The 12,270-nt window shown below is 54.8% G+C and carries 25 protein-coding genes; all 25 read left to right on the forward strand.

The features are described from left to right. Window positions 1–10: 10 nt before the first annotated feature. Window positions 11–613 carry a 50S ribosomal protein L4 gene (gene rplD / locus AC1DWG_RS14460; RefSeq protein ID WP_003228735.1) on the forward strand — a complete coding sequence of 201 codons (603 nt, stop codon included), beginning with the start codon at window positions 11–13 and terminating at the stop codon, window positions 611–613. Beyond that, on the forward strand, window positions 610–909 hold the full coding sequence (gene rplW / locus AC1DWG_RS14465) for a 50S ribosomal protein L23 (protein ID WP_002555488.1): 300 nt from the start codon (window positions 610–612) through the stop codon (window positions 907–909). Before rplD ends, rplW begins: the two co-directional genes overlap by 4 nt. A gap of 14 nt (window positions 910–923) precedes the next feature. After that, window positions 924–1,748 carry a 50S ribosomal protein L2 gene (gene rplB / locus AC1DWG_RS14470; RefSeq protein WP_003186055.1) on the forward strand — a complete coding sequence of 275 codons (825 nt, stop codon included), beginning with the start codon at window positions 924–926 and terminating at the stop codon, window positions 1,746–1,748. Window positions 1,749–1,764: 16 nt separating this feature from the next. After that, a complete protein-coding gene (gene rpsS / locus AC1DWG_RS14475) occupies window positions 1,765–2,040 on the forward strand; it encodes a 30S ribosomal protein S19 (RefSeq protein WP_002555486.1) in 276 nt (91 codons plus the stop codon). 11 nt (window positions 2,041–2,051) lie between these two features. Next, window positions 2,052–2,384, forward strand: coding sequence for a 50S ribosomal protein L22 (gene rplV, locus AC1DWG_RS14480; protein ID WP_003103908.1), 333 nt, complete (start codon window positions 2,052–2,054; stop codon window positions 2,382–2,384). A 13-nt stretch (window positions 2,385–2,397) separates the two neighbouring features. Next, entirely contained in the window at window positions 2,398–3,084 is a 687-nt protein-coding gene (gene rpsC, locus AC1DWG_RS14485; RefSeq protein ID WP_008065719.1) for a 30S ribosomal protein S3, read from the forward strand. A gap of 12 nt (window positions 3,085–3,096) precedes the next feature. Next, complete coding sequence (rplP, locus tag AC1DWG_RS14490; RefSeq protein WP_003176421.1) at window positions 3,097–3,510, forward strand: 50S ribosomal protein L16; 414 nt, start codon at window positions 3,097–3,099, stop codon at window positions 3,508–3,510. After that, window positions 3,510–3,701: a 50S ribosomal protein L29 gene (gene rpmC / locus AC1DWG_RS14495; protein ID WP_002555481.1), complete on the forward strand. Its 192-nt coding sequence runs from the start codon at window positions 3,510–3,512 to the stop codon at window positions 3,699–3,701. The genes rplP and rpmC overlap by 1 nt, the downstream gene beginning before the upstream one ends. Before the next feature lie 2 nt (window positions 3,702–3,703). Next, window positions 3,704–3,970: a 30S ribosomal protein S17 gene (gene rpsQ / locus AC1DWG_RS14500; protein WP_003176419.1), complete on the forward strand. Its 267-nt coding sequence runs from the start codon at window positions 3,704–3,706 to the stop codon at window positions 3,968–3,970. A gap of 23 nt (window positions 3,971–3,993) precedes the next feature. Next, window positions 3,994–4,362 (forward strand): 50S ribosomal protein L14, encoded by a 369-nt coding sequence (gene rplN / locus AC1DWG_RS14505; protein ID WP_002555479.1) that lies wholly within the window; start codon window positions 3,994–3,996, stop codon window positions 4,360–4,362. An 11-nt stretch (window positions 4,363–4,373) separates the two neighbouring features. Beyond that, entirely contained in the window at window positions 4,374–4,688 is a 315-nt protein-coding gene (rplX, locus tag AC1DWG_RS14510) for a 50S ribosomal protein L24 (protein ID WP_003176416.1), read from the forward strand. A 22-nt stretch (window positions 4,689–4,710) separates the two neighbouring features. Then, window positions 4,711–5,250: a 50S ribosomal protein L5 gene (gene rplE, locus AC1DWG_RS14515; protein ID WP_003210069.1), complete on the forward strand. Its 540-nt coding sequence runs from the start codon at window positions 4,711–4,713 to the stop codon at window positions 5,248–5,250. A gap of 13 nt (window positions 5,251–5,263) precedes the next feature. Further along, window positions 5,264–5,569 carry a 30S ribosomal protein S14 gene (gene rpsN, locus AC1DWG_RS14520; RefSeq protein ID WP_003176414.1) on the forward strand — a complete coding sequence of 102 codons (306 nt, stop codon included), beginning with the start codon at window positions 5,264–5,266 and terminating at the stop codon, window positions 5,567–5,569. A 209-nt stretch (window positions 5,570–5,778) separates the two neighbouring features. After that, window positions 5,779–6,171 carry a 30S ribosomal protein S8 gene (gene rpsH / locus AC1DWG_RS14525; RefSeq protein WP_003186040.1) on the forward strand — a complete coding sequence of 131 codons (393 nt, stop codon included), beginning with the start codon at window positions 5,779–5,781 and terminating at the stop codon, window positions 6,169–6,171. Window positions 6,172–6,183: 12 nt separating this feature from the next. Continuing rightward, complete coding sequence (gene rplF / locus AC1DWG_RS14530; RefSeq protein ID WP_003176412.1) at window positions 6,184–6,717, forward strand: 50S ribosomal protein L6; 534 nt, start codon at window positions 6,184–6,186, stop codon at window positions 6,715–6,717. Between the two features lie 10 nt (window positions 6,718–6,727). Further along, window positions 6,728–7,078: a 50S ribosomal protein L18 gene (gene rplR / locus AC1DWG_RS14535; protein ID WP_003186037.1), complete on the forward strand. Its 351-nt coding sequence runs from the start codon at window positions 6,728–6,730 to the stop codon at window positions 7,076–7,078. Between the two features lie 3 nt (window positions 7,079–7,081). Further along, window positions 7,082–7,582: a 30S ribosomal protein S5 gene (gene rpsE / locus AC1DWG_RS14540; protein WP_003186035.1), complete on the forward strand. Its 501-nt coding sequence runs from the start codon at window positions 7,082–7,084 to the stop codon at window positions 7,580–7,582. 2 nt (window positions 7,583–7,584) lie between these two features. After that, window positions 7,585–7,761, forward strand: coding sequence for a 50S ribosomal protein L30 (gene rpmD / locus AC1DWG_RS14545; protein WP_003186033.1), 177 nt, complete (start codon window positions 7,585–7,587; stop codon window positions 7,759–7,761). Between the two features lie 3 nt (window positions 7,762–7,764). After that, window positions 7,765–8,202, forward strand: a complete 438-nt coding sequence (gene rplO, locus AC1DWG_RS14550; RefSeq protein WP_003228720.1) for a 50S ribosomal protein L15 — start codon at window positions 7,765–7,767, stop codon at window positions 8,200–8,202. Continuing rightward, a complete protein-coding gene (secY, locus tag AC1DWG_RS14555) occupies window positions 8,203–9,531 on the forward strand; it encodes a preprotein translocase subunit SecY (protein WP_003228718.1) in 1,329 nt (442 codons plus the stop codon). 24 nt (window positions 9,532–9,555) lie between these two features. Further along, window positions 9,556–9,672, forward strand: coding sequence for a 50S ribosomal protein L36 (rpmJ, locus tag AC1DWG_RS14560; protein WP_002555468.1), 117 nt, complete (start codon window positions 9,556–9,558; stop codon window positions 9,670–9,672). 130 nt (window positions 9,673–9,802) lie between these two features. Then, window positions 9,803–10,159, forward strand: a complete 357-nt coding sequence (gene rpsM, locus AC1DWG_RS14565) for a 30S ribosomal protein S13 (protein ID WP_009045849.1) — start codon at window positions 9,803–9,805, stop codon at window positions 10,157–10,159. A 30-nt stretch (window positions 10,160–10,189) separates the two neighbouring features. Next, window positions 10,190–10,579, forward strand: a complete 390-nt coding sequence (rpsK, locus tag AC1DWG_RS14570; RefSeq protein WP_002555466.1) for a 30S ribosomal protein S11 — start codon at window positions 10,190–10,192, stop codon at window positions 10,577–10,579. An 18-nt stretch (window positions 10,580–10,597) separates the two neighbouring features. Beyond that, a complete protein-coding gene (gene rpsD / locus AC1DWG_RS14575) occupies window positions 10,598–11,218 on the forward strand; it encodes a 30S ribosomal protein S4 (RefSeq protein ID WP_003176404.1) in 621 nt (206 codons plus the stop codon). Window positions 11,219–11,240: 22 nt separating this feature from the next. Beyond that, window positions 11,241–12,242: a DNA-directed RNA polymerase subunit alpha gene (locus tag AC1DWG_RS14580; RefSeq protein WP_007970428.1), complete on the forward strand. Its 1,002-nt coding sequence runs from the start codon at window positions 11,241–11,243 to the stop codon at window positions 12,240–12,242. The last annotated feature ends 28 nt before the right edge of the window (window positions 12,243–12,270 follow it).

The following is a 12,270-nucleotide window of genomic DNA, read 5'->3' on the forward strand; positions in this document are numbered from 1 at the left end:
GGAAGCTGACATGCAATTAAATGTAAATGACGCTCAAGCGATCGAAGTTTCCGAACTGACATTTGGCGGCGAATTCAACGAGACGCTGGTTCACCAAGCAGTCGTAGCCTACATGGCTGGCGGCCGTCAGGGTTCCAAGCAGCAAAAGACCCGTTCCGACGTTCGTGGTGGCGGTAAGCGCCCATGGCGTCAGAAAGGTACTGGCCGTGCTCGTGCCGGTACTATCCGTAGCCCAATCTGGCGTGGCGGCGGTACCACTTTCGCAGCTCGTCCTCAGGATCACTCCCAGAAGCTGAACAAGAAGATGTATCGCGCAGCAATGCGTTCCATCCTTGCTGAGCTGGTGCGTACTGATCGTCTGGTCGTGGTTCAGGATTTCGCCGTTGAAACGCCGAAAACCAAAGACCTGCTGGGCAAACTGAACAACATGAGCCTGACCGACGTTCTGATCGTGTCCGACGCTGTTGATCAGAACCTGTACCTGGCTGCTCGTAACCTGCCACACGTAGATGTACGTGACGTGCAAGGTTCCGATCCAGTTAGTCTGATCGCATACGACAAGGTGTTGATCACCGTGTCGGCCGTGAAGAAATTCGAGGAGCTGCTGGGATGAACCAGGAACGCGTATTTAAAGTTCTGCTTGGCCCGCACGTTTCCGAGAAGGCTACGGTTCTGGCAGACAAGAAAGGCCAGTTCGTTTTCAAGGTTGCTACCGACGCAACCAAGCTGGAAATCAAGAAGGCCGTCGAAAGCCTGTTCAGCGTGAAAGTAGAGCGTGTTACTACCCTGAATGTTCTGGGTAAGAGCAAGCGCACTGCTCGCGGTCTGGGCAAGCGTAATGACTGGAAGAAGGCAGTTATCTCCCTTCAGCCAGGCCAAGATCTCGATTTCAGCAGCAGTGCTGAGTAAGGAAGGGGTGCATCATGGCAATCGTTAAATGCAAACCGACTTCCCCTGGCCGCCGTTTTGTGGTCAAGGTGGTCAACCAGGAGCTGCATAAAGGCGCTCCTCACGCACCGCTGCTCGAGAAGAAATCGAAGTCTGGTGGTCGTAACAACAATGGCCGTATTACCACTCGTCACATCGGTGGTGGTCATAAGCAGCATTATCGTCTGGTCGACTTCCGTCGCAACGACAAAGATGGCATCGCTGCCACTGTCGAGCGTATCGAATACGATCCAAACCGTACTGCTCACATCGCTCTGCTGCTGTACGCAGATGGCGAGCGTCGCTACATCATCGCCCCTAAAGGCGTGAGCGCTGGCGACCAGCTGATCGCAGGTGCCCTGGCACCGATCAAGCCGGGCAACGCTCTGCAACTGCGCAACATTCCAGTTGGTAGCACCGTACACGGCATCGAATTGAAGCCAGGTAAAGGCGCTCAGATCGCTCGTTCCGCTGGTGCTTCGGCTCAGCTGATCGCTCGTGAAGGCGTGTACGTTACCCTGCGTCTGCGTTCCGGTGAAATGCGTAAAGTCCTGGCTGAATGCCGTGCGACCCTGGGCGAAGTCTCGAACTCCGAGCACAGCCTGCGTTCGCTGGGTAAAGCTGGTGCCAAACGCTGGCGTGGCGTTCGCCCAACCGTTCGTGGTGTTGCCATGAACCCGGTTGACCACCCACATGGTGGTGGTGAAGGTCGTACCTCTGGTGGTCGTCATCCGGTATCGCCATGGGGCTTCCCGACTAAGGGCGCGAAGACTCGTGGTAATAAGCGTACCGACAAAATGATCGTCCGTCGTCGCAAGTAAATAGAGGGATACGACAGTGCCACGTTCTCTGAAAAAAGGTCCTTTTATCGATCTTCACCTACTGAAGAAGATCGAAGTGGCGGCGGAAAAGAACGATCGCAAACCGGTGAAAACCTGGTCGCGTCGTTCGATGATCCTGCCACAAATGGTCGGTCTGACCATCGCAGTACACAACGGTCGTCAGCACGTCCCAGTTCTCGTGAACGAAGACATGGTCGGCCACAAACTGGGCGAGTTCGCCGGTACCCGCACTTATCGCGGGCACGTGGCAGACAAGAAAGCCAAGCGTTAAGGGGTTAGGAAATGGAAGTAGCCGCTAAGTTGTCGGGCGCTCGAATCTCCGCCCAGAAAGCCCGCTTGGTCGCCGACCAGATCCGCGGGAAGAAGGTGGGCGAAGCGCTCAACCTGTTGGCTTTCAGCAGTAAGAAAGCCGCCGAGATCATGAAGAAAGTGCTGGAGTCGGCCGTAGCCAACGCCGAGCATAACGAAGGCGCAGACGTTGATGACCTGAAGGTCAGCACCGTTTTCGTCAACGAAGGGCGTTCGCTGAAGCGCATCATGCCACGTGCCAAAGGCCGTGCTGATCGCATCGTCAAGCGGTCTTGCCATATCACTGTCAAGGTTGCTGACAAGTAACGGAGTCGAAGAGATGGGTCAGAAAGTACATCCCATTGGCATTCGCCTGGGAATCGTCAAGGAGCACACCTCCGTCTGGTACGCAGACGGTCGGACTTATGCGGACTATTTGCTCGCAGATCTGAAGGTGCGTGAGTATCTCCAAGACAAACTAAAAAGCGCGTCCGTAAGCCGTATCGATATCCATCGTCCGGCCCAAACTGCACGTATCACCATCCACACCGCTCGTCCAGGTATCGTTATCGGGAAGAAAGGTGAAGATGTTGAGAAACTGCGTCAGGACCTGACCAAGCAAATGGGTGTGCCTGTGCACATCAATATCGAAGAGATCCGCAAGCCGGAGCTCGACGGTATGCTGGTTGCGCAGAGCGTAGCTCAGCAGCTGGAGCGTCGCGTAATGTTCCGTCGCGCTATGAAGCGCGCCGTACAGAACGCCATGCGCATTGGTGCCAAAGGCATCAAAATCCAAGTGAGCGGTCGTCTCGGCGGTGCTGAAATCGCACGTACTGAATGGTATCGCGAAGGTCGTGTGCCACTGCACACCCTGCGTGCCGACATCGACTATGCCAACTACGAAGCTCACACCACTTACGGTGTGATCGGTGTAAAGGTTTGGATCTTCAAAGGCGAAGTAATTGGTGGTCGCCAAGAAGAACTGAAACCACAAGCACCAGCGCCTCGTAAAAAAGCTGCTAAGTAAGGGGTACGCCAAATGTTGCAACCAAAGCGTACGAAGTTCCGCAAGCAGATGACAGGCCACAACCGTGGTCTGGCTCAGCGCGGTAGCAAAGTCAGCTTCGGCGAGTTCGCGCTGAAGTCTGTAGCTCGTGGTCGTCTCACCGCTCGTCAGATCGAGTCAGCGCGTCGTGCACTGACCCGTCACGTTAAACGTGGCGGCAAGATCTGGATCCGTGTATTCCCGGACAAGCCTATTTCCAAGAAGCCACTCGAAGTTCGGATGGGTAAAGGTAAGGGTAACGTCGAATACTGGGTTGCCCAGATTCAGCCAGGCAAAGTCCTGTATGAAATCGAGGGTGTTTCTGAAGAGCTGGCGCGTGAGGCTTTCGCCCTGGCTGCTGCAAAGCTGCCGCTCGCCACCTCCTTTGTTAAACGGACGGTGATGTGATGAAAGCGAATGAACTTCGTGAAAAATCCGCACAGCAGCTGAACGAGCAACTGCTCGGCTTGCTGCGCGACCAGTTCAATCTGCGTATGCAGAAAGCAACTGGCCAGTTGGGGCAGTCTCATCTGCTCTCGCAAGTTAAGCGTGACATCGCTCGCGTGAAGACTGTGCTCAACCAGCAGGCAGGTAAGTAATCATGGCTGAAGCCGAAAAAACTGTCCGTACGCTGACTGGCCGTGTTGTCAGCGACAAGATGGACAAAACCATCACCGTTCTGATCGAGCGTCGCGTTAAGCACCCGATCTACGGTAAATACGTTAAGCGTTCGACTAAGCTGCACGCGCACGACGAAACCAATCAGTGCCACATCGGCGACAAAGTCACTATTCGTGAAACTCGTCCTTTGGCCAAGACCAAGTCTTGGGCGCTGGTTGATGTTCTCGAACGCGCTGTGGAAGTCTAAGGACTAGGGGTCGGAGAAATTATATGATTCAGACTCAATCCATGCTCGATGTGGCCGATAACAGCGGCGCTCGCCGCGTTATGTGCATCAAGGTGCTGGGTGGCTCCCATCGTCGTTACGCTGGTATCGGTGACATCATCAAAGTTACCGTCAAGGAAGCAATTCCTCGCGGTAAAGTGAAAAAAGGCCAAGTGATGACTGCTGTTGTAGTCCGCACTCGTCACGGCGTACGTCGTGCTGATGGCTCCATTATCCGCTTTGATGGCAACGCTGCTGTTCTGTTGAACAACAAGCAAGAGCCGATCGGCACCCGTATCTTTGGGCCAGTGACCCGTGAACTTCGTACTGAGAAGTTCATGAAGATCGTCTCGCTCGCCCCAGAAGTGCTGTAAGGAGATCCGACATGCAAAAGATTCGTCGTGACGACGAGATCATCGTGATCGCCGGCAAAGACAAAGGTAAGCGCGGTAAGGTGCTTAAGGTTCTCGCTAACAACCGTTTGGTTATTGGTGGTCTGAACCTGGTCAAGCGTCATACCAAGCCTAACCCGATGTCGGGCGTGCAGGGCGGTATCGTCGAAAAAGAAGCTCCACTGGATGCTTCTAACGTCGCCATTTTCAACGGCGAAACCAACAAGGCTGACCGCGTTGGTTTCAAAGTAGAAGACGGCAAGAAAATTCGTGTCTTCAAGTCGACCCAAAAAGCGGTTGATGCTTGAACACTGCTAGGTAGATGAGACCATGGCACGACTAAAAGAGATTTACCGGAAGGAAATTGCTCCGAAACTTAAGGAAGAACTTAAGCTTTCGAACGTGATGGAAGTTCCGCGCGTTACCAAAATCACCTTGAACATGGGTCTGGGCGAAGCGATCGGCGACAAAAAAGTCATCGAGCACGCTGTTGCTGACCTGGAAAAGATCACCGGCCAGAAAGTCGTTGTGACCTACGCTCGCAAATCCATCGCTGGCTTTAAAGTCCGTGAAGGTTGGCCGATCGGCGTCAAAGTGACCCTGCGCCGTGAGCGTATGTACGAGTTCCTGGATCGTCTGCTGTCGATCTCCCTGCCTCGGGTTCGCGACTTCCGCGGCCTGAATGCCAAGTCCTTCGATGGTCGTGGCAACTACAGCATGGGCGTGAAAGAGCAGATCATCTTCCCGGAAATCGACTACGACAAGATCGATGCTCTCCGCGGTCTGGACATCACCCTGACCACCACTGCCAAGAACGATGATGAAGGCCGCGCTCTGCTGCGTGCGTTCAAATTCCCGTTCCGCAACTGATTGGAGTAGGACCATGGCCAAGATGAGCATGAAAAACCGCGAGCTGAAGCGTCAGCTCACGGTTGCCAAGTACGCCAAGAAGCGTGCAGCACTGAAAGCTATCATCGTTGATCTGAACGCAAGTCCAGAAGCGCGTTGGGAAGCTACAGTAGCCCTGCAGAAGCAGCCACGTGACGCAAGCGCTTCGCGCATGCGTAACCGCTGCCGCCTGACCGGTCGTCCACACGGCGTTTACCGCAAGTTCGGCCTCGGCCGTAACAAGCTGCGTGAAGCTGCCATGCGTGGTGACGTACCGGGTCTGGTTAAAGCCAGCTGGTAAGTACTGTCAAAGTCTCGGTGTCCAGGATCGCAAGATCCTGACCACCGGTGGCCTTGAATCTGGATCAAGCCCCTTTTGGGGCTTGATTCATTTCTGGGGTGTGTCTAGAATACCCGGCTCGCCTGAGCCCGTGTTTTTCATGCTCGGAGATTCTCGGCGACACGTAATAGCCGCAAGGCTAATTTTTTTGTATTAGGAGCGTCTAGCCCATGAGTATGCAGGACCCGTTAGCGGACATGCTAACTCGTATCCGTAATGCCCAGATGGCTGAAAAGTCCGTCGTAAGCATGCCATCTTCCACGTTGAAGGTAGCTGTTGCCAAAGTCCTGAAGGACGAAGGTTACATTGCGGGTTATCAGATCAGCAGCGAAATCAAACCACTGCTGTCCATCGAGCTGAAGTACTTCGAAGGCCGTCCGGTTATCGAAGAAGTGAAGCGCGTTAGCCGTCCAGGCCTGCGTCAGTACAAGTCCGTCGATGATCTGCCAAAAGTTCGTGGCGGTCTCGGTGTGTCTATCGTCTCCACCAACAAGGGTGTGATGACTGATCGTGCTGCGCGCGCTGCCGGTGTCGGCGGCGAAGTTCTTTGCACTGTGTTCTAAGGGGGGATAAGCATGTCTCGCGTCGCTAAGAACCCCGTTAAGCTGCCAGCCGGTGTCGAAGTAAAATTCGCAGGCCAACAGCTTTCGGTGAAGGGTGCCAAGGGCACTCTCGAACTGAACATCCATTCGTCCGTTGAGATCGTTGAAGAAGCCGGTGAGCTGCGTTTCGCTGCTCGCAATGGCGATCAACAGACTCGCGCAATGGCTGGTACCACTCGTGCGTTGGTAAACAACATGGTCCAAGGCGTAAGCCAAGGCTTCGAGCGCAAGCTCCAGCTGGTCGGTGTTGGTTACAAAGCGCAAGCAAAAGGCACAGTGCTGAACCTGGCTCTTGGCTTCTCGCACCCAGTGGATTACGAACTGCCGGAAGGCATCACCGCTGAGACTCCTAGCCAGACCGATATCCTGATCAAGGGCATCGACAAGCAGCTGGTAGGTCAAGTGGCCGCCGAGATCCGCGACTTCCGTCCACCAGAGCCGTACAAAGGCAAAGGTGTGCGCTACGCGGACGAAGTCGTCCGTCGTAAAGAAGCCAAGAAGAAGTAGGGCATAGCAAATGACCGACAAAAAAGTTACTCGACTGCGTCGCGCTCGCAAAGCACGCCTGAAAATGCACGAACTCGAAGTCGTGCGTCTCTGCGTGTTCCGCTCTTCGCAGCACATCTACGCCCAGGTCATTTCGGCCGACGGCAACAAAGTCCTGGCAAGCGCCTCGACTTTGGATAAAGAACTGCGTGATGGTGCCACCGGCAACATCGACGCGGCCACTAAGGTTGGCCAGCTGGTCGCTACGCGTGCTAAGGCCGCTGGCGTCTCGCAAGTGGCTTTCGACCGCTCTGGCTTCAAGTATCACGGCCGCGTTAAAGCGCTGGCTGATGCTGCTCGTGAAGCTGGGCTGGAGTTCTAAGTTATGTCAAATAACGACCAAAAGCGCGACGAAGGCTACATCGAGAAGCTGGTTCAAGTTAACCGCGTAGCCAAAACCGTTAAAGGCGGCCGTATCTTCACTTTCACCGCGTTGACCGTGGTTGGTGATGGTAAGGGCCGTGTTGGCTTCGGCCGTGGCAAGTCGCGTGAAGTGCCTGCTGCGATCCAGAAGGCAATGGAAGCTGCTCGCCGCAACATGATCCAGGTTGATCTGAACGGCACCACTCTGCAGTACGCAATGAAGTCCGCTCACGGCGCTTCGAAGGTGTACATGCAGCCTGCTTCTGAAGGTACCGGTATCATCGCTGGCGGCGCTATGCGTGCTGTCCTCGAAGTTGCGGGCGTTCAGAACGTTCTGGCCAAGTGCTACGGCTCGACTAACCCGGTAAACGTGGTTCACGCCACTTTCAAGGGTTTGAAAGCAATGCAGTCTCCTGAATCCATTGCCGCCAAGCGTGGCAAAAGCGTCAAGGAGATCTTCTGATCATGGCTACCGTAAAAGTAACGCTGATCAAAAGCATGACCGGCCGCATCCCTAACCACAAGCTGTGCGTTAAGGGTCTGGGTCTGCGTCGCATCGGTCACACTGTAGAAGTCCTGGATACTCCCGAGAATCGCGGGATGATCAACAAGGCTTACTACATGCTGCGTGTCGAGGGTTAATCGATGAAACTCAATGATCTGAGTCCAGCGCCGGGTTCCCGTCGCGAAAAGCATCGTCCGGGCCGTGGTATCGGTAGCGGTTTGGGTAAGACTGGTGGCCGTGGTCACAAAGGTCAGACCTCCCGCTCCGGTGGCACCATTGCTCCAGGCTTTGAAGGCGGTCAACAGCCGCTGCATCGTCGCCTGCCGAAGTTCGGTTTCGTTTCCCTGAAAGCCATGGACCGCGCAGAAGTGCGTCTGTCCGAGCTGGCTAAAGTGGAAGGCGACATCGTCACCGTGCAGTCCCTGAAAGATGCCAACGTGATCAACGTCAACGTACAGCGTGTGAAAATCATGCTGTCCGGTGAAGTGACTCGCGCTGTCACTATCGGCAAGGGAATCGGCGCCACCAAAGGTGCGCGTGCGGCTATCGAAGCAGCTGGCGGCAAGTTCGAGGAATAAATGGCTAAGCAAGGTGCTCTCTCTGCGCTCGGCAAAGGCGGTATGTCTGAACTCTGGGCTCGTCTGCGTTTTCTGTTCCTGGCGATTATCGTCTACCGAATAGGCGCACACATCCCGGTTCCAGGTATCAACCCGGACCGACTCGCGGACCTGTTTCGACAGAATGAGGGGACCATTCTTAGCTTGTTCAACATGTTTTCCGGCGGCGCGCTGGAACGGATGAGCATCTTTGCACTGGGGATCATGCCGTACATCTCGGCATCGATCATCATGCAACTGATGACCGCCGTCAGCCCGCAGCTGGAGCAGTTGAAGAAGGAAGGTGAAGCTGGCCGTCGCAAGATCAGCCAGTACACCCGCTACGGCACTGTCGTCCTCGCTCTCGTCCAGGCCATTGGCATGTCCATTGGTCTGGCGGGGCAGGGCGTTGCGTTCACTGGTGACTTTGGCTTCCATTTCGTCGCGGTATCCACGTTTGTGGCTGGTGCGATGTTCATGATGTGGCTGGGTGAGCAGATTACTGAGCGTGGTGTTGGCAACGGTATCTCGATGTTGATTTTTTCGGGTATCGTCGCCGGTCTTCCGAGAGCGATCGGGCAGTCTTTCGAGTCTGCACGTCAGGGTGATATCAACATCTTCGCCCTGGTTGCCATCGGTTTGCTGGCAGTAGCGATTATCGGTTTCGTGGTGTTCATTGAGCGTGGTCAGCGTCGTATTGCTGTTCACTACGCCAAGCGTCAGCAGGGCCGCAAGGTCTTCGCTGCGCAGACCAGCCACTTGCCGCTGAAGGTGAACATGGCCGGTGTTATTCCGGCTATTTTCGCGAGCAGCATTTTGCTGTTCCCGGCTTCGTTGGGTGCCTGGTTCGGTCAGTCTGAAGGTATGGGCTGGTTGCAGGACATCTCGCAGTCGATCGCTCCTGGTCAGCCGTTGAATATTCTGCTGTTTAGTGCAGGGATTATTTTCTTCTGCTTCTTCTATACGGCGTTGATGTTCAATCCGAAAGACGTAGCGGAAAACCTGAAGAAGTCCGGTGCCTTTATTCCGGGCATCCGTCCAGGTGAGCAGTCTGCGCGCTACATTGATGGCGTTCTGACTCGCTTGACCATGTTCGGTGCTCTTTACATGACGGCCGTCTGCCTGTTGCCCCAGTTCCTGGTGGTTGCAGCCAACGTACCGTTCTACCTTGGCGGGACCTCGTTGCTGATCGTCGTCGTGGTTGTGATGGACTTCATGTCCCAAGTACAATCGCACCTCGTTTCGCACCAGTACGAATCCCTGATGAAGAAAGCCAACCTGAAGGGTTACGGCAGCGGCATGCTGCGCTGACCTATAAGGTTCGAGGAGTTGGTGATGAAAGTTCGTGCATCGGTGAAAAAGCTGTGCCGTAACTGCAAGATTATTCGCCGCGAAGGTGTTGTTCGAGTAATTTGCAGCGCGGAACCGCGTCACAAACAGCGCCAAGGCTGAGTGTGATTGTGCTTCAAGCCCGGCAGCTAGTGCGCTGCCGGGTTGATTATTTGTTATTACAGCGATATTATCTCGCGCCCTATTTCTTGGCTTCCGGGGCGTAGGTAGCTGTCAATTGGAGTCCCACTGAATGGCCCGTATTGCAGGCGTTAACATTCCAGATAACAAGCATACTGTTATCTCGCTGACCTACATCTATGGTGTTGGTCGCACTACTGCACAGAAAATTTGTGCAGAGACTGGGGTAAACCCAGCAGCAAAGATCAAAGATCTGAGCGACGAGCAAATTGAACAGCTGCGTGGCGAAGTGGCGAAGTTCACCACTGAAGGTGACCTGCGTCGCGAAATCAACATGAAAATCAAGCGCTTGATGGACCTCGGTTGCTATCGCGGTCTGCGTCATCGTCGCGGTCTTCCAGTACGCGGTCAGCGTACCAAGACCAACGCGCGTACCCGTAAAGGTCCGCGTAAGCCGATCCGCAAGTAATCGCCCCAGCGAATCGACAGGAATTTAATCATGGCAAAACCTGCTGCTCGTCCTCGTAAAAAAGTTAAAAAGACAGTGGTTGATGGCATCGCCCACATCCATGCATCTTTTAACAACACCATCGTGACCATCACCGACCGTCAAGGTAACGCTCTTTCCTGGGCTACCTCCGGTGGTTCGGGTTTCCGCGGTTCCCGCAAGTCCACCCCGTTTGCTGCTCAAGTAGCTGCTGAACGTGCTGGTCAAGCTGCGCTGGAATACGGCCTGAAAAACCTCGACGTCAACGTCAAAGGTCCAGGTCCAGGTCGTGAATCCGCAGTCCGCGCTTTGAACGGCTGTGGCTACAAGATCGCCAGCATCACCGACGTGACGCCAATCCCGCACAACGGGTGCCGTCCGCCGAAGAAGCGCCGCGTGTAATCCAGGAGATTGTAAAGAATGGCTCGTTACATTGGTCCAAAATGCAAACTCGCTCGTCGCGAAGGCACCGATCTCTTCCTGAAGAGCGGCGTGCGCGCGATCGAATCGAAGTGCAACATTGAAGCAGCACCTGGTATCCACGGCCAACGCCGCGGTCGCCAGTCCGATTACGGCACCCAACTGCGTGAAAAGCAGAAGGTCCGTCGTATCTACGGCGTTCTCGAGCGTCAATTCAGCGGCTACTACAAAGAAGCTGCTGGCAAGAAAGGTGCAACCGGTGAAAACCTGCTGCAACTGCTCGAATGCCGTCTGGACAACGTTGTATACCGTATGGGCTTTGGTTCGACTCGTGCCGAATCCCGTCAGCTGGTATCGCACAAGTCGATCAGCGTAAACGGTCAGACCGTTAACGTTCCGTCCTACCAGGTTCGTGCTGGTGACGTGGTCGCTGTTCGCGAGAAAGCAAAAAATCAACTTCGCATTGTCCAAGCTCTCGATCTGTGTGCCCAACGTGGCCGCGTAGAATGGGTAGAAGTAGACACTGAGAAGAAGTCGGGCGTTTTCAAGAACGTTCCAGCTCGCAGTGATCTGTCCGCCGACATCAACGAAAGCCTGATTGTCGAGCTCTACTCCAAGTAAGGGCTAGAAAATAGGTGCATCCATGCAGATTTCGGTAAATGAGTTCCTGACACCCCGCCACATTGATGTGCAGGTTGTCAGTCCAACCCGCGCCAAGATCACTCTCGAGCCTCTCGAGCGTGGCTTTGGCCATACCCTGGGCAACGCGCTGCGCCGCATCCTGTTGTCCTCAATGCCCGGCTGTGCAGTAGTCGAGGCCGAGATTGACGGTGTGCTCCACGAGTACAGCGCCATCGAAGGTGTACAGGAAGACGTCATTGAAATCCTGTTGAACCTTAAAGGTCTGGCTATCAAGCTGCACGGTCGTGACGAAGTTACGCTGACCTTGTCGAAGAAGGGTTCGGGGGTGGTTACCGCTGCCGATATTCAGCTGGATCATGATGTCGAGATCGTTAATCCCGATCACGTAATCGCTAACCTGGCGTCTAACGGCGCCCTGAACATGAAGCTCGTAGTAGCTCGTGGTCGTGGTTATGAACCGGCAGATTCGCGTCAGAGCGATGAAGACGAAAGCCGCAGCATCGGTCGCTTGCAGCTTGACTCTTCGTTCAGCCCGGTTCGCCGTATCGCATACGTGGTGGAAAACGCCCGTGTCGAGCAGCGTACTAACCTGGACAAGCTGGTTATTGATCTGGAAACCAACGGTACTCTGGATCCTGAAGAGGCAATTCGCCGCGCTGCAACCATCCTGCAACAGCAGTTGGCTGCGTTCGTCGACCTCAAGGGTGACAGTGAGCCAGTGGTTGTCGAGCAGGAAGACGAGATCGATCCGATCCTGCTTCGCCCGGTTGACGATCTGGAACTGACTGTACGTTCGGCTAACTGCCTTAAGGCGGAAAACATCTACTACATCGGTGACCTGATTCAGCGTACCGAAGTAGAGCTGTTGAAGACTCCGAACCTGGGCAAGAAATCCTTGACTGAAATCAAGGACGTTCTGGCCTCCCGCGGTCTGTCCCTCGGCATGCGCCTCGACAACTGGCCGCCTGCAAGTCTTAAGAAGGACGACAAGGCGACTGCCTGATCGTCGTAATCACCGAACGTAGTGTTTG

This window comes from Pseudomonas sp. P4_B3, from assembly GCF_056402295.1.